This is a genomic window from Moorena sp. SIO4A1 (assembly GCF_010672065.1).
In the GTDB taxonomy this organism is placed as follows: domain Bacteria; phylum Cyanobacteriota; class Cyanobacteriia; order Cyanobacteriales; family Coleofasciculaceae; genus Moorena.
The window spans coordinates 48,905-72,604 of record NZ_JAAHHX010000022.1 but is presented as its reverse complement, the minus strand read 5'-3'; the positions used below and the strand labels follow the sequence as shown (position 1 = coordinate 72,604).

Sequence of the window (23,700 nt, the reverse complement as noted above, 5' to 3'; positions counted from 1 at the left end):
ATAGCAACGGAAGTATAGTTTAAGACATAGTATTTTGGTTTAAAGGGAGCAGGGATCAAAAATATATCTTAAGCTTTACTTCCACTACTATAAATCCCTATTAGTTTACACCTGATGCTCTATAGCTTTTTTGGATCTATTTTTTTAATTAAATGGATAGTAAAATCAATCATAGTGTATGCATTTTGTTTTTTTAAATAACACCAACTTTATCCTAAAAATTAATATATATCTATTTTTTCTGAAAATAAGGATATTAATATAACGGTAAAATGGTAATACTTTTTATAAAAAATTATTGAAAACAAAGGAATTAATTTTATGCGTTTATTGATTATTCAGTATGCTGGAGATTACCGTAAAACCTTTGAACGCTTAGCTAACGGTGGACCTGAGACATACTATGCTCAGAAATATTCTGTAGATGCGGTAGCTGAAATTGGCAAACAAATTGGGGAAGTTGCAACTCTCTGTTGTATGACCGAAAAACCATACAATGAGCTACTGGAAAAAGGAGTTCGTGCCATTGGTGCAGGGTTTGATGGAAAGATTAACGTTAAAAAATTAATCCAATTGGTTGAAGATTACCATCCAACTCATTTAGTTGTTCGCACACCCATTCGGGAAGTTTTTCGTTGGGCAATTCACAATAATGTTTCAACCCTAGCCCTATTTGCTGAATCTATTCCAACCAGAAAGGTGCGTAACAAGTTTCGTAATTATTTACTAAGCCAATTATTAAATAATGATCAAATCCAATGGATTGGTAGTTATGGGATTGATTCCTCCCGAGTACTCCAGGACATAGGAGTCCAATCTGACAAGATAATTCCTTGGAGCTTTATTGTTACTGAAACCCCAGAATCTTGGTTACCAAAAACTCTACGATCAGAGGAAAAGTATTGGCAAATATGTTATGTTGGCTCAATGAATTTAGCTAAAGGGGTTGGTGATATATTAGAATCTATCGCTAAATTAAAAGCTAATAAATTTCCAATCAAATTGAAGCTAGCTGGTTACGATAAAACCGGTTTCTTTGTCAATAAAGCTAAGCAGCTACAAATCGAAGACTGTGTAGAGTTTCTCGGACTAGTACCAAGTAATACGGTAGTTCCTCTGATGAGAGAATCTGATCTGGTATTAGTTCCTAGTCGCCACGAATTTCCAGAGGGTTTCCCACTAGTAATTACTCATGCCCTTTGCGCTCGAACTCCAATTATTGCTTCAGATCACCCAATGTTTATCAATAAACTAAAAGATGGCATCAATGCGAAAATTTTCGAAGCTGGCAACTCTGTTGCTTTAGCAGAATCTATTCAAAAGCTGCTTTCCGATTCAGATCTTTACCATAATCTGTCTATAGCCTCTTACGAAACCTGGAAGAGTTTGCAGCTTCCAGTAAAATTTGCTGACCTAATTCAGCGATGGCTACATGACTCACCAGAAAATGAACAATGGTTAATTGAGCATCGTTTAAGTTCAGGGCGCTACAACTCAACATCTCCCTAATAATAATTTAATCATAATTATTATTCCTAGCAACAATAAGCCATATCAATAATTTCTAATCTATAGGATTTAAGGTGCATCGTAAAAATTGATCGCATTAATACCAAGTAGAAACTAATAATTACTAACTAAAAATGGAAGTTACTTTGTCAAAAATACCTTTTAATCGCCCTGTTACTGTTGGAACAGAATTTGAGTATATCCAACAGACCATCAAGAACATGGATCTTTCCGGTGATGGTGCTATTACCAAAAAATGTCATGCTCTACTCGAACAAATATTGTCAGTTCCCAAGGTTCTGCTAACCACTTCCTGCACTCATGCTCTGGAAATGGCGGCACTACTATTAAACATCCAACCAGGGGATGAAGTAATTGTTCCCTCCTTCACCTTTGTCTCTACCATTAATGCCTTTGTCTTACGAGGTGCTCAACCTGTCTTTATTGACATCCGCCCGGATACCCTCAATTTAAACGAAGAGAAATTAGAATCACTGATTACCCCCCGCACCAAAGCTATTGTTCCCGTACATTACGCCGGTGTCGGGTGCGAGATGGATGCTATTTTGGAGATTGCTGGACGTTACGGTATACCAGTTGTTGAGGACAATGCTCATGGGCTATTTGCTAAGTACAAAGGCAAGTATCTAGGTACATTTGGTTGTCTAGCTACCCAGAGTTTTCACGAGACTAAGAACTTTACTTGTGGAGAAGGTGGCGCACTGCTGATCAACGACCCTGAGTTTATCGAACGTGCTGAGATTATCCGCGAGAAAGGAACTAATCGCACTCGCTTCTATCGCGGTCAAATTGATAAGTATACCTGGGTAGATATTGGTTCGAGTTATCTGCCCTCAGGCATACTCGCAGCTTTCTTGTATGCTCAGCTAGAAAGTCGCCAACAGATTCAGAGCAAGCGACAGCAAATTTGGGAGTACTACTACGAAAATCTCAAGGATTGGGCACCGGAGTACGGTATTCGCTTACCAATTGTGCCAGAGTACTGTGACCAGGCATACCATATGTTCTACGTACTCTTACCGTCCCTAGAGAAGCGCCAAGCCTTGATTGCTCACTTGAAAGCTCAAGGCATCTACAGCGTTTTTCACTATCTGCCATTGCACTTGTCTGATATGGGACGAGAGTTTGGGGGCAAAGAAGGAGACTGCTTGGTGACTGAGGATGTAAGCGATCGCTTACTTCGTCTGCCCTTTTACAACGATATGACTGAGGCTGACCAAGCAAGGGTTGTCGCATCAATCAAGAAATTTTTCTGAACTCTAGCAGAACTCTAAGACATACAGGACTGAGGTAAAACTGGGTAACAAACACTATAAATAGTAGGGTGAGACCCTACAAGTAGAGTTACTGCGTAAGTCCTGAAATAAATAGATAGGCGAAAATCAGCGCAGCTATCTAAATCGATAAATCCAATACTCAAGCGTTCGCGTAGCGTGACCTTTCGGGCAAAGCCCGACGCTGCGCGAACGGTCAATCGCATTTTTATCTTTGTTGATGTTTCCAGGTAAGCGATTGACCGTAGGTCACGCTACGCGAACGCTTACTTTGTCTTACCTTTGGTCAAGATTAATCAAGGAATTCACTAGGGCATTTCTAATACTTATGGTCACAAAAATTAATTATAGGAGTAGTGAATGAGCCTATCAATTACCAAAACCTATCTCGCTAATGCTGAAGAATGGGATAAAATTTGGCAAGAATGCAATTATTCAACTTATTTTCATTCAAGAGAATGGGCCGAAATCTGGAATACCTATACTCAAGGAGAATTTCGCCCAAACCCTCAAATGATCGTAGTCTCAGATCAAAAAAGAGCTTTAATCCCCCTTTCTTATAAACTTGGAAATCCGAAATTTATCAAGAAATACTCATCCTCACCAGACGGAACCTTTGGAGGATGGATTTCCGCAGACGAACTTACCATTGACCATGCCATTTTACTAGTTAAATTTCTCGATAAAAATTTTTGGGGTAAATTAAGTTGGCGAGTAAATCCTTACAATGAACTAGCTAGTAAAGCTGTAGCCCTAAGTTGTGTCAGTGAACAAGAGGAGGATACCACTCACGCCATTAACTTAGACGTGGGTTTTGAAACAATTTCCAAAACTTGGAAAAAGGGCGGTAGTTCTATGGCTCGAAAAGTCCGAAAAGCTATCAAGGAAGGAGTTTCAGTAACTACAGCATCTACCCTAGATCAATGGTGGGAATATTATCAAGTTTATCAAGATTCATTACGACGATGGGGAGATAATAGTCTTGGTAGCTATAGTTGGGAACTTTTTAAAACAATTTTTCAACTTAAGTCACCTAACGTTAAGCTTTGGCTAGCCCACTATCAAGACGAAATTATCAGCGGAGCACTATGCTTCTACGCCAAGAAACATGTGGTGTATTGGCATGGCTCATCTTTAGAAAAATACTTGAATCTAAGACCAGTTAACTTAGTTATGTATGAAATTGTCAAAGATTCTTGTGAACAAGGATATTCTTGGTTTGATTTTAATCCTAGTGGTGGATTGCCAGGAGTTATAGCATTTAAGAAAAGTTTTGGAGCAGAGCCTCTTGACTGTTATATGATATATGTTGATCATAAGTTGAGGCGTATGGTGAAACCCCTAAAACCTTTAAAGAAAATATTAATGCCGTATTACCCTAGAGCTAACTAAGCAAAATTGCTTAGTTAGTTTTAAATACCTAAAAATGATTACATTAAAAAGTAAACTACTGGGGAGCAATAAATTATCAAGCAATTTAATAATACGGCTGGTTTGACATCAAATACTTTACTAATAGGGAGCTATAATTGAAGCGGTACATTTGATAGCAAGATTCAACCTTGGTAAAACCGATGATGCAGCCCTTGAGAGTTGGTTTTTTATCTTCTCAGAATTATTTAGATAAAAATACTTTTTCTGGCACCCTTTATTATATGCATAGGTCTCTGGCATCAAGAGACCTTCAGTTGATTAATCTCGGCAATCCCAGAAAAGTATCCTATTGGCATAAGCTAGTCAAGCCTATCCAATTAATTGATTCATTTTTAGGTTTCAAGTCTTCTGATCAAAATGAACAGCTTAATCGATTCATAATTAACGTTCAAAGACAGTTAAATGAAACCCCATGTGATTTACTTTTTTGCCCTGTTGCATCAGCAGAAGTAAGTTTAATTGACACTAGTATTCCTATTATTTTTTTATCCGATGCTACTCCGAAGCTAATCAACAATGACTACTATAAAATTTACCGAAACCTAGAAGAATTTGAACTAGGAGAAAAACATGAATTTTCTGTATTATCAAAATCTCATAAACTAGTTTATTCTTCAGAATGGGCTGCCAAATCTGCCATTAGCGACTATCAGGCAGATCCAGAGAAAGTTGAAGTAATTCCCTTTGGAGCAAATTTAGATGATATCCCGTCAGTAGATCAACTATTTTCCAAGTGTAATGCTTCCCGTTGCCGTTTATTGTTTATTGGTAAAGATTGGCAGAGAAAAGGTGGAAATATTGCCTTTGAAACTCTGATGTCTCTGCTGAACATGGGAATTGACGCTGAGCTAGTTATGCTTGGTTGTGTGCCACCGGATGACATTAAGCATGAGCGGCTAAAGGTCATTCCTTTTTTGAATAAAAATAATCCTAAGCAACGAGAGGAACTTAATCAATTATTTCTGCAATCCCATTTTTTGATGTTTCCCACTCGTGCTGATTGTTCACCAATTGTGATTTGTGAGGCTAATGCATTTGGTCTCCCTGTAATCACAACTGATGTCGGAGGAATCCCGACAATTATTAAAGATGGCAAAAATGGTTATATGTTACCGTTATCTGCCTCAAGTGATCAGTATGCTAGTGTGATAGCAAATAACTTTGGTGATCGGGCAGTCTATGAACAATTAGTCAAGTCTTCTAGAGAGGAATACGATCAGTCTCTCAATTGGGATACATGGGCAGAACGTATACATCGTGTGATGATAAGCATGTTCAATTGATTCCTGTCGGATTTGTGAGATTTGGAATAAAATGAAGAGGGGAAAGAGGAGTAAAAATCTCCTCATCCCCTCTTTACCTTATCCCTCATTTCTAATTTACAAAGACTTAACTATGAGGGCAACGTTTCTGACCACACTCTAAGGCAGTAGGCATATTAACCGTTGACAAGCTCTTTTGCTAGCAATGGTAGTGGCTTACCTTCAAAGTATTCAGGAATTGGTGCACCCATCAATTCCAAAATTGTGGGGGGAAGATCAAGAGCATGACCGCCTCCGAAATCAACACCGGACGCAATATCTGGACCTGCGGCGATGATAAATCCCTCAGGGCGATGGCTGCCAGAACGATAATGGGGTACAGGACCAATACGTCCAACATCAGGACTTTCCACCACATCTGTGGCATACTCATCTTGCCAGACAAGTACCAAGTCGGCATCAGACAGCTTACAATTTCGCTCAGTGGGCGACTTCCGTGTCCTGATGATATCCTTGACCATCGGTACACCTTTTCGGGCATCTTTAAGAGCGTAAAGCTTTTGGATCAGTTCATCACAGAAGGCATCATACTCCGATTCCGGTACCAATCCTTGGGGTTCTCGTCCCTGAAGATTGATGCGGATATATCCTTCTGAAAAGCTTGGTAGGGCAAACGCTTTCATCTTGTGCCAGACCGGTGCATACCAAGCGGCTGGTTGGAAAGGTACTACATCGGTTTGCTTAGCTAGCCTGAATGGCGAGATTAGATCGGGTTCTTGAGAAGAATCTAACCATGGCTCGATTAGTTTGAAAAGCTTGGTGGGCATTTCTCGTCTCAAAAACCTTTTAATGGCATTAGGATCATACTTGGTACCCCACAGATGTCGCTCCCAATAGTTCCATTTCATTTTGGTAATTATCGGTTCAGGGGGTGTTCCCAACTCAGTACCATTAGCCAGGCCAAATTTGCCAGGGAAACTCAGGCGATATAGAAACTCAGGCAGGAAGGTCGTGCTGGGGGTATCCATGGTGTTAGGACCCATGCCATGAGCGGAGAAAATGACGACATGAGCATCCTTTGGTGCTTTGGCTAAAATCTTGCCGATTGCCCGATCAATGGCTTGAAAGCCTTCGAGCATTGGATCACCTGAAACACGGGAACTAAAATGCTCATACAGAGGATGCTCCGGTTGACTCAACTGCCAGAAATTGTGACCCAGTGCATGGGCTTCGCCAAACACTGTTAAAAACAAGTCCCAAGAACCTCGTTGCAAGAGATCTTGACAAATAGTAGCGCGACGGGAGATCCCTGTCTCAAGAACTTTCCGAAGTCGAAGTGTTCCTTTTAAATCAAGACACACTGCATAGTCTTTATGGAGTCCTGGATGTTCTCCATGTTTGTCAACCAGTTCTTGAAACAGTGAAGTCGGTAAAGACCCACTAGCTACTTGAGGAGAATGGGCTCCCCAAGCTAAAACCTGCGGACCATTTACCTTCTCAGAAAGCCGAGTTTGAGGCATGTCAAAAACTGCCACTCGATAATCTTCACCCAGGGCATAAAATGGAGGATACTCACTATAGTCATAGGCGGCCTTGGTGTAGCACTCATAGCTACCTTCTCGAAATCCCAAGGGAGACCAGTACCCAGTTGTGTGAGGCGAGCAGCCAGTCAAAAATGTTGTCCAAGGGGTTTCTGCACTAAACGCTTCAAAGTTTTTTAGGCGTCCATAGGTTCCCTGGTCGCGCAGACGACGCATAGTCTGGAGATGTCCCTGAGACATCCATTTCTCAAGGACAGAGGGCTCAGCTGCATCTAGTCCAATGGCAATAACGGGCTTGTTCATTTCTCTGAAAGTAAATGTTAATACTGGAGATGCAACCTGCAACTTAACCAGGGGCATTCGTGAATCTTGGCAAGTCTTAGAGTGACATTAAACTCGATTTGGTCTATGTTATACAACAGCTAAGTTTACCGTTATACCCCTGCTTTGATCTTTACCTATGGATTTCTAAAAATCCTTCTCGTTATTATAACTTTATAACAAGATTAACTTAAATTCATATATAGCGTAAGCTTTTGATAAAAATCTCTAGACCAAAAATCCGGATAGCTGTTTTTTATTAAGTATATATTAGTGGTGATAATTACCAGCCATGTAAGCAGTCAGCTAATGGGCGTGCGTCACAGGCTATAAGCCTGTGCCACGAACGCTACTTGAGTGAAGTCAGCTTACCAATAACTTCCAATTATCAAGTCAGTTTTGCTAGCCCTGATAGTTAAAATTAGTGTACAGTATAGTTTTCACAAAAAACCAAATAATTACATTATTTATTTTTAGTTTTTGTCTAACTTTATTCATTGCGCTTAATCCAACACATCCTGAACACTTTTATCAAAAAATTAATATTTTTTTCAGTAAATCAACGGTTCAAAACTCTCTGGATAAAACTAGTAACTTAGGAACTAACCTGAATGGAATTGCTGATTGGTCAACTGAACTTCCTTTCTTAGATGCCTTCAAATCGTCGAGACCATGGATTACTCAATGTGTCTCTGGAGAAACAGGCTGTAGTGGTTCGTGGGATACTGAGGAATACGATAAACTGGATTTAGACGAACAGGGCTGGGTTAAGTCTTTACCTGCTCCAGAAGCTCCTCCTGAATATACTCGTGTGGCTACACTACTTTTTACAGGGATGAAAAATTATCCAGCTGGAAAGTATGTGGTTTTATACGATGGAGAAGGCACTATAGAATATAAGTTTGATGCCACCAAAGATGAGGTAGCGTCAAGGCCAGGAAGAGATGTAATTAATGTAACGCCATCCGGGGCTAGTATCTATTTAATAATTACCGCTACGGATCCTAATAACACGGGTAATTATATTCGCAACATTCGTGTTGTTCAAGCTAAGGATGAAGATACTTACGAGTCTGAACTTTTTAATCCGGAATTCATCAATAAAATTAAAAAATTTAAAGCCATCCGTTTTATGGACTGGATGGAAACCAATCATTCTAAGCAAAGGGAATGGGCAAATAGACCAAAAGTAGATGATGCCTCCTACGCTTACGGTAAAGGTGTACCTGTAGAAATCATGGTTAAACTAGCCAATCGCATTGGTGCTGATCCATGGTTTAATATGCCCCATCAAGCTACAGATGACTATATCACTAATTTTGCCCAAATAGTTAAAGATACCTTAGATCCAAATCTAAAGGTTTATGTGGAACTGTCTAATGAAGTGTGGAATTGGCAATTCCAACAAGCTAACTATGCCTTAGCTCAAGGTCAAGCTAGGTGGGGCAAGGATAAAGGAGATGCATACATGCAATGGTATGGCATGCGTACTGCTCAAATGTCTGATATTTGGAAAAATATATTTGGTAGTGACAGCAATCAAGTTGTGTCTGTTATGGCTACCCATACCGTGTGGCTTGGTTTGGAAAATGCTGTTTTAGATTGTCCTCTGTGGGTAGCAGAGGGTAATGCTCCTTGTTATCAACATAGTATTGATGCTTTTGCGATCGCGGGATATTTTAATGGCAGCTTAAACGCGGAAGAAAATGAAAGCACCATAGAATCTTGGTTGAATGAACCCGATGGCGGAGTGTCAAAAGCGTTTAAGCAGATCAAATCCGGGGGTTTACTTCCCACAGAAGAAGACTATGAGAGTTTAAGTGATATTGATAAAATTTTTAAGTATCATCAACAAGTAGCAGCTAAAAGAAAACTACAGTTAGTGGCTTACGAAGGTGGTCAACATCTTGTCAAGTCCGATAATCAAAAACTAACTGAGTTTTTCATTGAGCTTAATAGACATCCAAAAATGTACAAAATTTATACAGAACTCCTGAATGAATGGAAGAATCAGAACGGTGGCTTATTTATGCACTTTTCTGATATCAAGAAGCCGAGTAAATGGGGAAGCTGGGGGGCTTTAGAACATGTATACCAAAAGAGTTCACCCAAGTATGATGCCCTGATAGACTTTATCGATCAAAATTCCTGATCCTGTAAACTTCCCTAGAAAGCTGTACAAGGGTGAATCTGCTACAGTTTAATCTGGCTAAAATCTTTCACCCACAACGAGAGCGTTAGGGAAACAGCGTTTCAGTGCTACCTCTACGTTTCAATTCTTTGCCTCGTCCAAGAAAAGAGCTAAATTCTCAAAGCAGTTAAACGATGAACACTCTCTCAGCTGTAGAATACAAACCCCAAGGTGTGAAGCAAATTGGATTAGTTGTGATTGGACGCAATGAAGGTGAACGCCTACGTCAGTGTCTACTGTCTGTAATTAAGAACGCCGCTCGTGTGGTTTATGTCGATTCTGGCTCCACAGATAACAGTGTGGAAATCGCTCATTCTTTGGGGGTAGAAGTAATTGGACTCGACCTATCTAAACCGTTTACTGCAGCTCGTGCTAGGAATGCGGGATATATCTATCTTAAACATTTAGAGCCAAATCTTAAGTTTGTCCAATTCGTGGATGGGGATTGTGAGGTAGTAGCGGGATGGCTCGACTATGCTCAAGGGGAACTGGAAGCCAACCCTAATGTCGCTGTAGTCTGTGGTCGCCGACGAGAGCGCTTCCCTGAAAAATCTATATATAACCGATTGTGCGACATGGAGTGGGATACACCAGTAGGTGAAGCTTCCGCTTGTGGTGGTGATGCAATGATGCGCACAGAAGCTTTTGAACAAGTCGGAGGGTTTAATCCGACCCTAATTGCTGGTGAAGAACCGGAACTGTGCTTGCGGCTGCGCCAGAGGGGTTGGAAGATTTTTCGCCTAGATGCTGAAATGACTTGGCATGATGCCCAAATGACACGTTTTAGTCAGTGCTGGAAACGGTTCTTAAGAGCAGGTCATGCTTACGCTGAGGGAGCCTGGTTACACGGTCACACTCCAGAACGCCATTGGGTGAAAGAAAGCCGGAGCATTTGGTTCTGGGGGTTACTCTTACCCCTGTTAGTATTTGCGATCGCATGGCTCACCCATGGCTTGAGCTTATTGCTGTTGCTGGGTTATCCTCTGATGACTTACCGGATCTATCGTCATAAGTCCCAGACAGGTTTTAGCTCAACAGATGCTTTACTTTATAGTCTCTCTTGCATGATCGGCAAGTTTCCTCAGGTCCAGGGTCAGATTCAATTTCACCTAAATCGATTGCTAGGACAGCGTAGTAACTTGGTTGAGTACAAAACTGTACTTAATAGTAACAGTTAGATATAGCAATTATCATAGCTATGAGGTAGACAATTTCTGGATTTTAGGGAACAGGGAACAGGGAACAGGGAAGAGAGAATAGGTAATAGGTAATAGGTAATAGGTAATAGGTAATAGGTGATAGGTAATAGGTGATAGGTGATAGGTGATATATAACATTATTAAATAGAGCTAATTAGGTTTTTATTATACTTTAAAGAAAATTATATAACTTACTTATAGTTAGTTTAGAGCTGGTTATAGTTTACTAATTAGCGATTATTTATTGGATTTAATATATAGTCTATTATTCCTATTAATGATGATGGAAACAAAAGGTTTATTTTTGTTAAATTAACCCTCTTATCTGTTCCCTGTTCCCTGTTCCCTATTCCCTATTCCCTATTCCCTGTTCCCTGTTCCCTGTTCCCTGTTCCCTAAAAAAAAATAACTTATTTTAAGCTTTAAGGATGTTGAATTGTGTTAGCTAATCAGCCATTAATCTCATTTATTGATATTCCATTTTTGGTAATAGCATTTGCCCTTATCGTTCCAATTACAGTTCTTTTTATTGAATGTAGTGCAGCAATTTTGCCTAATGCCTCTGAGCCATGGTCGGATGCTAGGAAACCCCGACCAACGGTGGCTGTTTTAGTTCCAGCTCACAATGAAGCCTCTGATATCAGTGCCACCCTGGAAACATTACTACCTCAGCTTACGGAGCAAGACCGACTAATAGTCATTGCTGATAATTGCACTGATGACACCGCAGCAGTGGCTCGGAAATCTGGTGCTACCGTAATTGAACGACAGGATCATGAGCGCAGAGGTAAGGGATATGCCTTAGACTTCGGTATGAGCTTTATCGAGCCTAATCCACCGGATGTCGTGGTGGTGGTTGATGCAGACTGTATCGTTGCTGAAGGAACTATTTCACAGATTTCCCGCCTTGCGTACGCTACACAACGACCGGTTCAGTCAACTTACTTAATGACACAACCAGACAAACCGGTAGTAAAGGATTTGATCTCTACCCTGGCGGTTAAATTCAAAAATACAGTCCGTCCGAGTGGGTTACATCGACTGGGCTTGCCTTGTTTGTTAACAGGTTCAGGAATGGCGTTCCCTTGGTCAGTGATTCGCAAAATCTCTTTGGCTGGCAGTAAAACAGTTGATGATATGCAGTTGGCTTTGGATTTAGCGATCATCGGACATTCCCCAATATATTGCCAACAAGCAGGAGTGACAGGTCGTCTGATGAAAGACGCTTCAGCAAAGAGTCAAAGGTCACGCTGGGAGCATGGTCATATCGAGACTTTGCTAAACCAAGTTCCTAAGTTGCTCAAAGAGTCTATTCGTCAAAGACGTTTCGATCTATTAGCGTACGCATTAGACTTATGTGTGCCACCATTGTCCCTATTGGTTCTAATTTGGGTAGCTGCTACAGGGGGAGCTTTACTCGGGGGAGCATTGGGAGCATCATGGATAAGTACCATTGTGTTACTAATAGAAGGGGTGCTGCTGTTAATTGCGATTGTTGAAGGTTGGGCTAAATTTTGCCGAGCAGACTTTCCGATCCTGATGCTCTTAGCTGTTCCAATTTACATTCTGTGGAAAATTCCCCTCTATCTGGCTTTTCTGGTGGAACCTCAGACCAAGTGGATTCGCACAGAGCGGGATGCAGTCGATACCCCATCATCCTAATCAACTGATTCTACTAGGGGAGATCAATTTCTGGTCTTTTCTTTAGCCTAGGTATAGGATTCTTAAGTAATTGTTTGAGAATCCGGGTTAATTAAATTTTTAATACCATAATTTAGCCCAAGTAATTATCCTTGGGCTTACCTATTTTGGATATAAATATTTGAGATTTATACCACAAAATATAGCAGAAGTCAGAAGTCAGAAGTCAGAAGTCAGAAGTCAAACTCTTGCGCTTACTTAGGTTTGAGACTTTTGTCATGTCCTAACTGCCCTGGCGACTGCTATAAATCAAAAAAATTAGCATCCTAAGTGTATATTAAAAGATAATTTAAGCGGGGAATAATCCCAAGTATTAAAAGTAATAATCAAGAGCAATATCAGGATATTTTAATATTAAATTAATCTGTCAAATTAATTTACATAATTGGTATAAAATATTTTGACATTTATTAATATAAAAATATTTTGAAATTACCAAAGTCTTTTGAAAAAAAAAAGACTATAAATAACCGAAATAAAAGGAGTTGAGGGCACTCCGGAATATTGATAAATTTTTCTTCGACATCGATCAACTATAGCATCGATGTGAACAGGGTTATAAACCTGGACAATCCGGATTATTGCCCTGAGAGTTGGTAATTATTAGTGTCTCCCTGCAAAAATTAGCATCCTCTTGGATATACAACAGGGGGCTGAAACCTTATCAACTAGTAAAAGGGGCAGACAATTGCAACAAATAACATTAAACGAGCAAGATGAGTTAAATACTCCTCAAAAAGGATTAAATCTCGGTCCGCTTTTGAGGATTGCCCGACGCCAAGCCATGGTGGTTGCAGGGATTGCAGGTTTAGTGACTGTTGCTGCTACCTTTTTGAGTAGCAAATCTCCCTCTACATATTCAGGTAATTTTCAGCTGTTAGTGGAACCAGTCACATCTGCTGCAGCAATATCCACTGAACCAATGACACTTACTCGGGGTCAGGGAAGAATACCTGGTGAGAGAAATTTTGAACTGGACTATGCAACTCAAATTAAAATCCTAACCAGTCCTGAAATCTTATCTAAAATCGTCAATAAAATTAAATTCCAGTATCCAGAGTTTAACCTTGGACTACTTCAGTATTCTTTAACAGTTGAACGTCTCGAAGAAGAAAGTCAAGGTGAAAATACTAAAATCCTATCAGTTAGTTATAGTGGGACAGATCCCAAACTAGTAGAGTTGGTCTTAGAAACAACAGCTGAAGAATATGAAAAGTATAGTTTAGAAGACCGCACAACCCGCATTGGTCAAGGGGTTAAGTTTATTAATGATCAACTTCCTGAATTACAGAATCGAGTTAAGAGTATCCAAGGAAAGTTGCAAAATTTGCAACAGCAGTATCAGCTAATTGAACCTCAATTTGATGGGGGACAATTGTCAGATAAAGTTCGTCAAATTAGCGACCAAAAAAGAGATACAACCAGGCAGCTACAAGAGCTAATCAACTTAAAAAACAGCTTACAAAGACAATTAAAGCTATCGCCAACGGAAGCTTTAGCTTCTTCTGCCTTGAGTGAAGATCCTAACTATCAGAAGTTACTGGCGGATCTTAAAGAAATAGAAAGTCAAATTGCCATAGAATCCGCCCGCTTTCAGCTAGAGAGCCCTAATATTCAAACCTTACTAGAGCAACGGCAAAACCTAGAAAACCTTCTCAATCGGGAAGTACAACGGATTCTGGGTCAGAACTTAGGAGGTCAACCGATTAACCCCCGAGTGCGAACCCTTCAAAATCCAATTCGTTTACAACTGATTCAACAATTGGTTGATACCACCAACCAAATTGAGGTACTACAGGTTCGTAATCAGGCTCTGATACAAACCAAAAACACTGTTGATCGCGAAGTCCAAGAATTCCCGATTTTTGTCCGTAAGTATAATGATCTACAGCGGCAGTTACAAATTGCTACTCAAACTCTCAACCAACTGGAAACTCAGAAAGAGACCTTGCAGGTGGAGAAAGCTCAACGGGAAGTACCTTGGGAGATAGTTTCTCAACCTCAGCTTTTGCGCGATCCGACCGGTCAACCGATCGCAGAATCTAGTCAGAATAAGTTGATACTTCTAGGAGTTATGGGTGGTTTAAGCTTAGGGATGGGTACAGTTCTCCTTTATGATAAGTATCGGAATATCTTCTATGAAATCAAGGATATTGAAGAAGGCCATAATTTACCTGTTTTAGGAGAAATACCATTTAGTAAAAATCCTGAACTATTCAATAATTTGAGTGTAGATTATGACAACGATGAGGACAGAAGTTCTGAGGATAGTCGATTTCAAAAAGCATTCGACTCTCTCTACACTAACATGCATTTCCGCTTCTGTAATCCACCCCTTCGCTCCATCGCCATTTGCTCGGCTATGGCTGGGGATGGTAAGTCTAGTGTCGCCTTAAACCTAGCGCACATCGCAGCCTCCAGAGGTCAGCGAGTTCTATTAGTAGATGCTAATTTCCATTCACCTCAACTTCACACCAATTTGAATTTACAGAACTTGCAAGGACTGAGGGACTTGCTATCAAACGACCTAGAGGTTGTGATGGAGCGATCGCCTTTCTCAGATAATCTTTTTGTGTTGACTTCTGGGCAATCCTTAGTAGAATCTGCTCCAGAGCTGGGGTCTACTCGCATGGAAAAGATTATGGGGCATTTTCAGGAAAAATTTGACTTGGTTATCTATGACACTCCTAATCTACTGAACTATACAGACGCCAATTTCCTGGCTGCCAATACAGATGGAATCTTGATGGTGGTCGGATTAAGAGGAACTAAGAAATCTCAATTCAAGCAAGTCCTCGATCAAATAGACAGGTTTGGCTTAACTTGTCTGGGGGTAGTAGTTAATCGTGTTCAACCATCTTCCTTGACTGTCTCACCCTAGAACATGGGTTGTTGAAGGTTAATCGGTTGTTCACCATTTTTGAATGAAGAATGAAGAATGAAGAATGAAGAATGAAGAATGAAGAATGAAGAATGAAGAATGAAGAATGAAGAATGCGCGCATTCTAAATTCTACATTCTTCATTCTGACAGACAACCTTGGCCAAAAGGCCACGCAATCGCGTTCAACCTGCCACCAAAACGAATTCTGCCGGATACGATATTACCTATCCCCGATGCGATCGCAATCCGGATTCTGAGTTCACACTTAGTAAGAACAATTAGGAACATACTGCCACCAAAGTTGCTTTCGCCTGAGGAGGCGGCAAAATTGGTACGGACAATGGAGCCTAATCAGGTGATGTTAATGAAGGCGTTACATCCCTTGAAACATTTGAGGATTTTTCTCGATCTATTCCATCTCTTAGATAAGGTGTAAATCTACGAACTACGAATTCATAGAAACAGACATACCGTTGCCCCGAGTTCACGATGACAATTGCCTATCTAGTTAATCAGTATCCTAAGGTAAGTCACAGCTTCATCCGGCGAGAGATTGCAGGCCTTGAGGCTTGCGGTATTCAAGTCAAACGTTTTTCTATCCGTTCCTGCGCCTCTGAACTAGTTGATCAAGCCGATCAACTAGAGCTACAGAAGACTCGATTTGTCTTAGGAGTTGGCATCGTGGGCTTGTGTTTTAGCCTATTACGCACTGCCTTAACCAGACCGATACGTCTTTTGAAGACCTTAGGGCTGACCCTCAAAATCGGCTGGGGTTCAGACCGAGGAGTTTTGAATCATCTAGCCTACTTAGCTGAGGCTTGCCTTGTGCTGGGTTGGTTTTCCGAGTCAGATATTGAGAAGGTTCACGCCCACTTCGGAACAAACTCAACTACAGTAGCTATGTTATGTCATGCTCTCGGTGGACCATCTTACAGCTTCACAGTTCATGGTCCAGAAGAGTTTGATAAATCCCAACTTCTCGCCTTAAGAGAAAAAATCAACCGAGCTGCTTTTGTGGTCGCTGTTAGCTCCTTTGGCAAAAGCCAGCTTTATCGATGGTGCAGCCACAATCAGTGGTCAAAAATCCATGTGATCCACTGTGGTGTGGATGAGATGTTTTTGAGTAAACCCCATACCCCCATACCAGAGGTGCCACGCTTAGTTTGCGTTGGTCGCCTCAGTGAACAAAAAGGACATCTACTCTTGATTGAAGCGGCGCATCAGTTAGCGGCTGAGGGCTTGCAGTTCAAGTTGGTACTAGTGGGTGATGGACCGTTGCGATCGCAAATTGAAGCAACTATTGCCCAGTTGGGTTTGCAAGACCACATTCAGATTACTGGCTGGGCTAGTAATACTGAGGTTCAGCAACAAATTTTAGCAGCACGAGCCCTGGTACTGCCCAGCTTTGCGGAAGGATTACCAGTCGTGCTCATGGAAGCTTTAGCCCTGGGTCGTCCAGTGATTACTACTTATGTTGCCGGAATACCTGAGTTGGTGAGTGATGGTAGCTGTGGTTGGCTGGTGCCACCAGGCTCTGTTGAAGCCTTAACCGCAGCAATGGCTGAAGCCTTAAACTCCCCGGTGGAAACCCTCGAGGAAATGGGTAAAGCTGGGGCGGAGCGGATTGCTAGGCGGCATGATGTCGCAACAGAAGCCAAGAAATTGTCAGCCCTATTTCTATCTAATCCTGAACTACCTCCAAAGCAAGCTCCGATTGAGGCACCACCAAGGAGTGCTAAGCTCTCACGCCTTTAAATTGTAAATCGGGGCAACAGATAACCATTTTCAATAATTTCCCTTATTTTTAAAAGTTAGCTGATGCGTTTTGTATTTTTGCTTTCAGACTTTTCAACAAGCACCACTTGGCAGCTAATATACCGTGTCCTTCGCCGTCCTAAGCTAAAGCCAATTCAGAGTTGGGTCAGGCGTAGGTGGCTTTATAAATCCGAAGTAAACGGCGGAGACCTGAATATCATGCGTCACTGCTTGGCAGCTCGGGAATCTGGGGCTGATGCAGTAATTGCCACCATGACTGGTCGTAACACCTTTGGGAATACTTGGGGGATTCACGATTTACCCTTTATCCGTTGGGCAGATCGTCGTCCGGATGATGTATGCATTATTCCTGATTGGCTGACACTATTGATTAATGATGTCAAAGGACCAGCGATCGCTTATCTCCAGGTTCCAATTTTGGTTAAAGCTGATTTTGACTATCGAGATAGCCGTGTGGCTCTTTGGACAGACTCTCCCTTCATGAAGGAAATATGCGAAGCCACTTATCCTGGCAAGGAAATTGAGATTGTTCCCAATGTAGTTGACAACCAGGCATTTCCATTTATTCCTCAAGCAGAAAGAGAAGCAGGTTTGGTCTTCGCCTTTCCCAGAAAAGGTCCTGAGTTCATCACCGAGACTGAGGAATGGTATCAAAAGCTAGGTGGTACCTACTGGAGATTTGAGCGTGTGGATGGACTTCCCTTTCACGAACTAGCAAAGCAGTTTAGACGACCACAAGTCTTCCTGGCATCTGCAGAGGTTGAGGGTTGTGCCCTTCCTCCCCAAGAATCCATGGCAGCAGGAATTGTGGTAGTCGGTAAGACTGCCCGTGGGGCAAATTTCTGCATGGAACACCGTAAGACTGCTATGGCTGCCGAGACTCCTGAGGCTGCAGCACGATGTCTTTTGGAACTAGAGAATGCAGAACTTCGTGACAATATTTCACGCAATGCTCACGACTATATCAGTCGTTATTTCTCATCTCAAGAGCCAGCCCGTTTCTGGCAAAATACGGTTCGGGAGTATTCATCTGGTGCTCAACAACTATTATCTACCTAGCTGTAACGTACCTACATTACACAACATGCTCAGATATCAGCTGTAGAGCCAATCTTTAAAACTAATCAAATTATCTGATGCCTTTAAGTCTGCAACCCCACCCATCCCGTCTACCTACTCGGAAATCTAACCATGTCCTCATCACTTAAAAAACAACTCCTCCGTGGGGCTATTTGGACAGTAGCTGGTTATGGAACAAGTCAGTTTCTGAGACTGGCAAGTAATCTTGTTCTGACCCGCCTGCTTGCACCAGAGTTTTTCGGCTTAATGGCTCTAGCCAACGTTTTCATCATTGGCTTACGGTTATTCTCCGATGTCGGGATTGGTGCAAGCATCATCCAGAATAAACGTGGGGATGACCCAGTTTTTCTGAATACTATCTGGACTATTCAGGTTTTGCGGGGCCTTTTGCTGTGGGTGGCTTGTCTTATAATTACTTGGCCGATTGCCCATTTCTATAATAACCCGCAGCTGTTAGGGCTGATGCCAGTCATTGGTGTGATCCCACTGATTGAGGGATTCAACTCCACTGCTGTGTGGAGCCTCAACCGCCACATGGCATTTGGCAAGATCATGATGTTTGAGCTGGTGGGGCAAGTGTCCGGCCTGATCTTGATGGTCGCTTGGGCTTTTGTCAATCGGACAATCTGGGCTCTTGCTATTGGAAATGTGCTGACGGCATTGGTCAAAATGGTAATGAGTCATTGGTTAATTCCTGGAATATCAAACCGCTTTACCTGGGAGAAAGAGGCAGCCAACAGCATCTTTTCCTTCGGGAAATGGATATTTATTTCAACGGCGCTTACCTTTCTCGCGACCCAAGCCGACCGACTAATTCTAGGCAAATTGTTTTCATTTGAGTTATTGGGAATTTATGGTGTTGCCTTTAATTTAGCGTACCTACCTTCTCAGGTAATCTCGGCAATTAGTTCCAAGGTGCTTTTGCCAACGTTTTCTCAGCTGGCTGATTTGCCTCGGGAAACCTTTCGGATCAAAATTTGGTACAATCGCCAACTTATCCTAGTGGTTGCAGCATTGATGTTGACAGTCAGTACTGCTTTTGGAGATTTTGCGATTTTTATCTTATACGATGAGAGGTTTTATGAGGCGGCTTGGATGTTGCCAATCCTGACCCTAGGCATCTGGCCTGCATTATTGATTGATACGGTTCAGCAAGCTCTGATGGCTCTTGGGAAGCCAAACTATAACGCTTACAGTCAACTTGTCAAGAGTCTTAATGTTTGTATTGGCATACCCCTAGGATTTTATCTGATGCAAAGGTTCGACAATGGACCACTCGGAGCAGTAGTCGTGATTGCTTTCAATGACATTCTCCCTTATTTAGTAATAACTTATGGTCTCTGTCGTGAAGGGCTTTCTTTTATTAAGCAAGACCTCTGGGCTACTTCACTACTGTTGACATTACTGATGTGGGTGATTTGGGCTCGATATATGTTGGGTTTTGGATATCCTATCAGTGGACTTTTTTAAAACAGGGAACAGGGAGCAGGGAGCAGGGAGTAGGTAACAAAAATTATCACGTTCTATTTAGTATTGCTATTCTTAATTAAGAATAAAAACTATAAAATAAACAATGGATAACAAAATGGATTCAAAATTAAACTATTGCCTAGACCCGGAAAAGTTAACTAACTTTGCGAAGGAGCATTGTGAAGCCTACGCCCAGGCTGAGCCATTCCCACACATTATCATGGATAACTTCTTTCCAGAAGAGATTCTAGATAATATTCTGAATGAGTTTCCTCAAGCTGATGCAATTGATTGGCAAAAATTTGAGGCTGCCCCAGAAAAAAAACTGGCTTCAAAATCGGAATTACAAATGGGAGAATACACCCGTTTTTTTCTGTATCAGCTCAATTCATCAACTTTCCTTAACTTTTTAGAAACCTTAACTGGTATTGATGGAATCATCCCTGATCCTCATTTTGTTGGTGGTGGCTTGCATCAGATCGAAAAAGGTGGTTACTTGAAAATCCATGCTGATTTCAATCGCCATACAAAATTGCGCCTTGACCGCCGCTTAAATCTTCTGATCTATCTCAACAAAGATTGGAAAGAAGACTATGGTGGTTATTTTGAAATGTGGGATCAAGAGATGACTCAGTCTCAGAAAAAAATTCTCCCCATCTTCAACCGATGTGTCATATTCAGTACTACCGATTTTTCCTATCACGGACATCCTGAGCCATTAACTTGTCCAGAAGGAAGGACTCGGAAATCCTTGGCACTTTACTACTACAGCAATGGCAGACCAGCTGAAGAGCTTTCCAAGAGTGGCGATCATTCCACATTATTTAAGGCTCGACCAGGAGAAAAATTACAACTTAAAAAATCTCCAGTAACCAAAGTCAAGAACTTTCTTAAGAAGTTAATTCTTGAGTAATAATTCAGCAGTCAGCGGTCAGCGGTCAGCGGTCAGCGGTCAGCGGTCAGCGGTCAGCGGTCAGCCATCAGCGGTCAGCGGTCAGCCATCAGCGGTCAGCCGTCAGCCTTCAGCTTACTCTTTTATTCAAAAGCACCTCAAGTACCGTGGCACAGGCTTTGGCCTTGGCCTTTAGGCCACGCGGGGCGCGTTTGGCCACGCTGTGCGAACGACGCTGTGACTTAAGGCATATGCTGATAGCTAATAGCTAATAGCTGATAACTGATAACTGATAACTGATAGCTAATAGCTGATAGCTGATAGCACCTCAAGTAGCGTGCGCGTAGCGCTTAAGCTAATAGCTGATAGCTGATAGCTTACATTACTTAAGTCAGAAATTACTCAAGCAACTCTGTTGACGTTTATGCCCAAAAAAGCCAATGAGTTTTTTAGTCCCCATCGTCATGTTCGGCTGGATTCCAGTTGTTCTTTATCTCTTCATGAGAATTCCAGCTCAGCGGGCAGTCATTGTGAGTTTCATCGTAGCATGGCTATTTCTACCTGTGGCAGAATATGCTTTGCCTGGTCTACCTGACTATACTAAGATGTCGGCAACTTGCTACGGTATTTTGTTGGCTACGTTTATATACGATGTTGGGCGTTTTAGCTCCTTTAAATTCAGCTGGATTGACTTGCCGATGCTAATTTGGTGCCTATGTCCATTGGCTTCATCTCTTACGAATGGGTTGGGGGCTTACGATGGGTTCTCTACTGTTTTGACGCAAACCTTGACCTGGGGAGTACCCTATTTTCTCGGTCGGATCTATCTCAATAACTTGAGTGGATTACGTGAATTGTCAATTGGCATTTTCATGGGCGGCTTGATCTATGTTCCCCTATGTTTGTACGAAATTCGCTTTAGTCCGCAGCTCCATAGGATATTTTACGGCTTCTTTGCTCATCCTGACTTTTCTCAAACCATGCGTTACGGGGGATGGAGACCGACAGTATTTATGATCCACGGTTTGCCAGTGGGTCTGTGGATGATGGCAGCTAGTTTAGTGGGAATTTGGCTATGGCACACTGGGGTGATCAAACAACTGTGGAATATTCCGATGAAGTGGCTGGTAGCTGCCGTGTTGATCACATTTATATTGTGCAAATCCACTGGTGCCTATTTCTTACTACTCTTAGGAGTTGGGATCTTGTTTGTGGGCAAGCAATTTCGTACTGCTTTGCCAGTCTTTATCCTAATTGGGGTTATTTGTTCTTACTTATACATTAACTCACAGACTGAAACCTACGTTAGTGATCAGATTATCTCACATGTATCGAATGTGGTTCCTGCAGACCGTATCCAATCCTTACAGTTTAGATTTGATAATGAAGAGCTACTTGTAGATAAAGCACGGGAACGGATCGTGTTTGGCTGGGGAGGATGGGGAAGAAGTCTGATATTTAATGACAAGGGTGAGCAAGTTACAGTTCCAGATAGTTTGTGGATTCTTGCGTTTGGTGAAACTGGTACCGTTGGACTAGCCAGCCTGACCACATCCTTACTAATGCCGGTGTTGACTATGTTTTGGTTCCGTTGTCCAGCGGAGTTGTGGCCAAAGCGGCAAGCGGCACCAGTGGCGGTGCTGACCGTGGCTGTAGCGTTGTACATGGTGGAATTTCTGCTCAATGCCCATGGTAATCCTGTCTTTGTATTGGCTTGTGGAGGACTATCAGGATTGGTGATCCAAGAACCTACAACCAATAAGGTTAAAAAAGTCCCGGCATTGGTAGCCCAGCGTTCTCGGAATCAAAATCGGCATCAAAATCGGCATCAACGGAGACAAGTTCAAAGGAATTAGGGATGATATAGCAGGGAGTAGGGAGTAGGGAGTAGGGAGTAGGGAGTAGGGAGTAGGGAGTAGGGAGTAGGGAGTAGGGAGTAGGGTAAAAAAACGTGTTAATTTTTACGGTTTTAAAAACGCTATTTTTTTAATTAAAAAAATAGCAAAATAACTAACAATTAATTCTTAATGTATAAGCTAAATAAAGCACAAAATTAGTTATGTTTAATGAAGTAAAAAACAATAGCATAAATTCTTTACTTATAGTAATTGTTAACTACAAAACTCCTAGTTTAACTATAGACTGCTTACGCTCTCTAGCGGATGAAATGCCAGGTTTATCGAATACTCGGGTGGTAGTGGCAGATAATGCCTCTGGGGATGGATCGGCTGTTGCCATTAAAAATGCGATCGCAAACGAAAACTGGGGTAGTTGGGCATCGGTGATGCCACTAGAGCACAATGGTGGATTTGCTTTTGGCAATAATGCTGTGATCCGCCCAGCCCTGAAGTCTAATCAGCCACCGGATTATGTGTTGTTGCTCAACCCAGATACCATTGTTCGTCCTAGGGCAATCAAAACCCTGGTCGAGTTTATGAGTGACCATCCCCAGGTGGGTATTGCTGGCTCTCGCCTGGAAGAGCCTGACAGTACCCCTCAGTGTTCAGCATTTCGGTTTCATACCGTCCTCAGTGAGCTAGATTCTGGTTTGCGTCTCGGTGTGGTATCGAGATTATTATCGAAGTGGGTAGTTTGGCCACCGATTCCTGACCAACCCTGTCCAACGGATTGGGTTGCTGGGGCAAGTATGATTATTCGTCGGGAAGTGTTTGAGCAGGTTGGCCTGATCGATCAAGCTTATTTCATGTATTACGAAGAAATGGACTTTTGCCTACAAGCCCAGAGAGCTGGTTGGGAATGCTGGTATGTCCCAGAAAGTCGCGTAGTCCACTTAGTTGGACAAAGTTCAGGTGTTACCGACACCAAGCGTCCACCCAAACGCCGACCCCAGTATGTCTTTGATTCTCGACGACGGTATTTTCTTAAAAACTATGGTTGGTTTTACGCTGCTCTAGCGGATCATGCCTGGGCTTCTAGTTATTTATTGTGGCAATTGCGCCGAGTGGTTCAAGGTAAGCCCGATAATGACCCACCCCAGTTACTTAGTGATTTTCTCCGCAATAGTGTGTTTTGTAAAGGTGGTGCCTTTAGTAGTCCGAAGATTTCGTGATTAGCTTTTAGCTATCAGCTTATAGCAAATCTTATACCCATGAGGTACAAAGGGATCCCCCTAAATCCCCCTTAAT

17 protein-coding genes are annotated in these 23,700 nt (G+C 41.9%); 16 read left to right on the top strand and 1 reads right to left on the bottom strand.

The window, feature by feature from the left end; genetic code table 11:
* Positions 1-321 precede the first annotated feature (321 nt).
* The 4 genes from F6K53_RS16255 to F6K53_RS16240 all read left to right on the top strand — a co-directional run bounded on the left by F6K53_RS16255 (position 322) and on the right by F6K53_RS16240 (position 5,521).
* Positions 322-1,509 (top strand): glycosyltransferase, encoded by a 1,188-nt coding sequence (locus tag F6K53_RS16255; protein WP_293067259.1) that lies wholly within the window; start codon positions 322-324, stop codon positions 1,507-1,509.
* A gap of 134 nt (positions 1,510-1,643) precedes the next feature.
* A complete protein-coding gene (gene rffA / locus F6K53_RS16250) occupies positions 1,644-2,786 on the top strand; it encodes a dTDP-4-amino-4,6-dideoxygalactose transaminase (protein WP_293025983.1) in 1,143 nt (380 codons plus the stop codon).
* A gap of 378 nt (positions 2,787-3,164) precedes the next feature.
* Entirely contained in the window at positions 3,165-4,196 is a 1,032-nt protein-coding gene (locus F6K53_RS16245; protein ID WP_293025981.1) for a GNAT family N-acetyltransferase, read from the top strand.
* 182 nt (positions 4,197-4,378) lie between these two features.
* Positions 4,379-5,521: a glycosyltransferase family 4 protein gene (locus F6K53_RS16240; RefSeq protein ID WP_293025979.1), complete on the top strand. Its 1,143-nt coding sequence runs from the start codon at positions 4,379-4,381 to the stop codon at positions 5,519-5,521.
* Positions 5,522-5,676: 155 nt separating this feature from the next.
* On the opposite strand, the gene F6K53_RS16235 is transcribed toward F6K53_RS16240, so the two are convergent.
* Entirely contained in the window at positions 5,677-7,344 is a 1,668-nt protein-coding gene (locus F6K53_RS16235; RefSeq protein ID WP_293025977.1) for an alkaline phosphatase family protein, read from the bottom strand.
* 442 nt (positions 7,345-7,786) lie between these two features.
* Between F6K53_RS16235 and F6K53_RS16230 the strand changes: the two genes are divergently transcribed.
* The 12 genes from F6K53_RS16230 to F6K53_RS16175 all read left to right on the top strand — a co-directional run bounded on the left by F6K53_RS16230 (position 7,787) and on the right by F6K53_RS16175 (position 23,624).
* On the top strand, positions 7,787-9,514 hold the full coding sequence (locus F6K53_RS16230) for a cellulose-binding protein (protein ID WP_293081346.1): 1,728 nt from the start codon (positions 7,787-7,789) through the stop codon (positions 9,512-9,514).
* Positions 9,515-9,687: 173 nt separating this feature from the next.
* The gene (locus tag F6K53_RS16225; RefSeq protein ID WP_293025974.1) at positions 9,688-10,731 is read left to right on the top strand and encodes a glycosyltransferase; all 1,044 of its coding nucleotides are present in this window, start codon (positions 9,688-9,690) and stop codon (positions 10,729-10,731) included.
* Between the two features lie 459 nt (positions 10,732-11,190).
* Positions 11,191-12,414 (top strand): glycosyltransferase family 2 protein, encoded by a 1,224-nt coding sequence (locus F6K53_RS16220; protein ID WP_293081343.1) that lies wholly within the window; start codon positions 11,191-11,193, stop codon positions 12,412-12,414.
* A 727-nt stretch (positions 12,415-13,141) separates the two neighbouring features.
* On the top strand, positions 13,142-15,334 hold the full coding sequence (locus F6K53_RS16215) for a tyrosine-protein kinase domain-containing protein (RefSeq protein ID WP_293067238.1): 2,193 nt from the start codon (positions 13,142-13,144) through the stop codon (positions 15,332-15,334).
* Positions 15,335-15,492: 158 nt separating this feature from the next.
* The gene (locus F6K53_RS16210) at positions 15,493-15,618 is read left to right on the top strand and encodes a hypothetical protein (RefSeq protein WP_293067235.1); all 126 of its coding nucleotides are present in this window, start codon (positions 15,493-15,495) and stop codon (positions 15,616-15,618) included.
* Positions 15,619-15,825: 207 nt separating this feature from the next.
* Entirely contained in the window at positions 15,826-17,091 is a 1,266-nt protein-coding gene (locus F6K53_RS16205; protein ID WP_293067232.1) for a glycosyltransferase family 4 protein, read from the top strand.
* 63 nt (positions 17,092-17,154) lie between these two features.
* Entirely contained in the window at positions 17,155-18,171 is a 1,017-nt protein-coding gene (locus F6K53_RS16200) for a glycosyltransferase (protein WP_293029365.1), read from the top strand.
* Between the two features lie 132 nt (positions 18,172-18,303).
* Positions 18,304-19,662 carry an oligosaccharide flippase family protein gene (locus F6K53_RS16195; RefSeq protein ID WP_293029362.1) on the top strand — a complete coding sequence of 453 codons (1,359 nt, stop codon included), beginning with the start codon at positions 18,304-18,306 and terminating at the stop codon, positions 19,660-19,662.
* Between the two features lie 103 nt (positions 19,663-19,765).
* Positions 19,766-20,575, top strand: coding sequence for a 2OG-Fe(II) oxygenase (locus tag F6K53_RS16190; protein WP_293067225.1), 810 nt, complete (start codon positions 19,766-19,768; stop codon positions 20,573-20,575).
* Positions 20,568-20,750: a hypothetical protein gene (locus F6K53_RS16185; protein ID WP_293067222.1), complete on the top strand. Its 183-nt coding sequence runs from the start codon at positions 20,568-20,570 to the stop codon at positions 20,748-20,750. Before F6K53_RS16190 ends, F6K53_RS16185 begins: the two co-directional genes overlap by 8 nt.
* A 244-nt stretch (positions 20,751-20,994) precedes the next feature.
* A complete protein-coding gene (locus F6K53_RS16180) occupies positions 20,995-22,410 on the top strand; it encodes an O-antigen ligase domain-containing protein (RefSeq protein WP_293081340.1) in 1,416 nt (471 codons plus the stop codon).
* A gap of 203 nt (positions 22,411-22,613) precedes the next feature.
* Positions 22,614-23,624 (top strand): glycosyltransferase family 2 protein, encoded by a 1,011-nt coding sequence (locus tag F6K53_RS16175; protein WP_293081337.1) that lies wholly within the window; start codon positions 22,614-22,616, stop codon positions 23,622-23,624.
* Positions 23,625-23,700 lie beyond the last annotated feature (76 nt).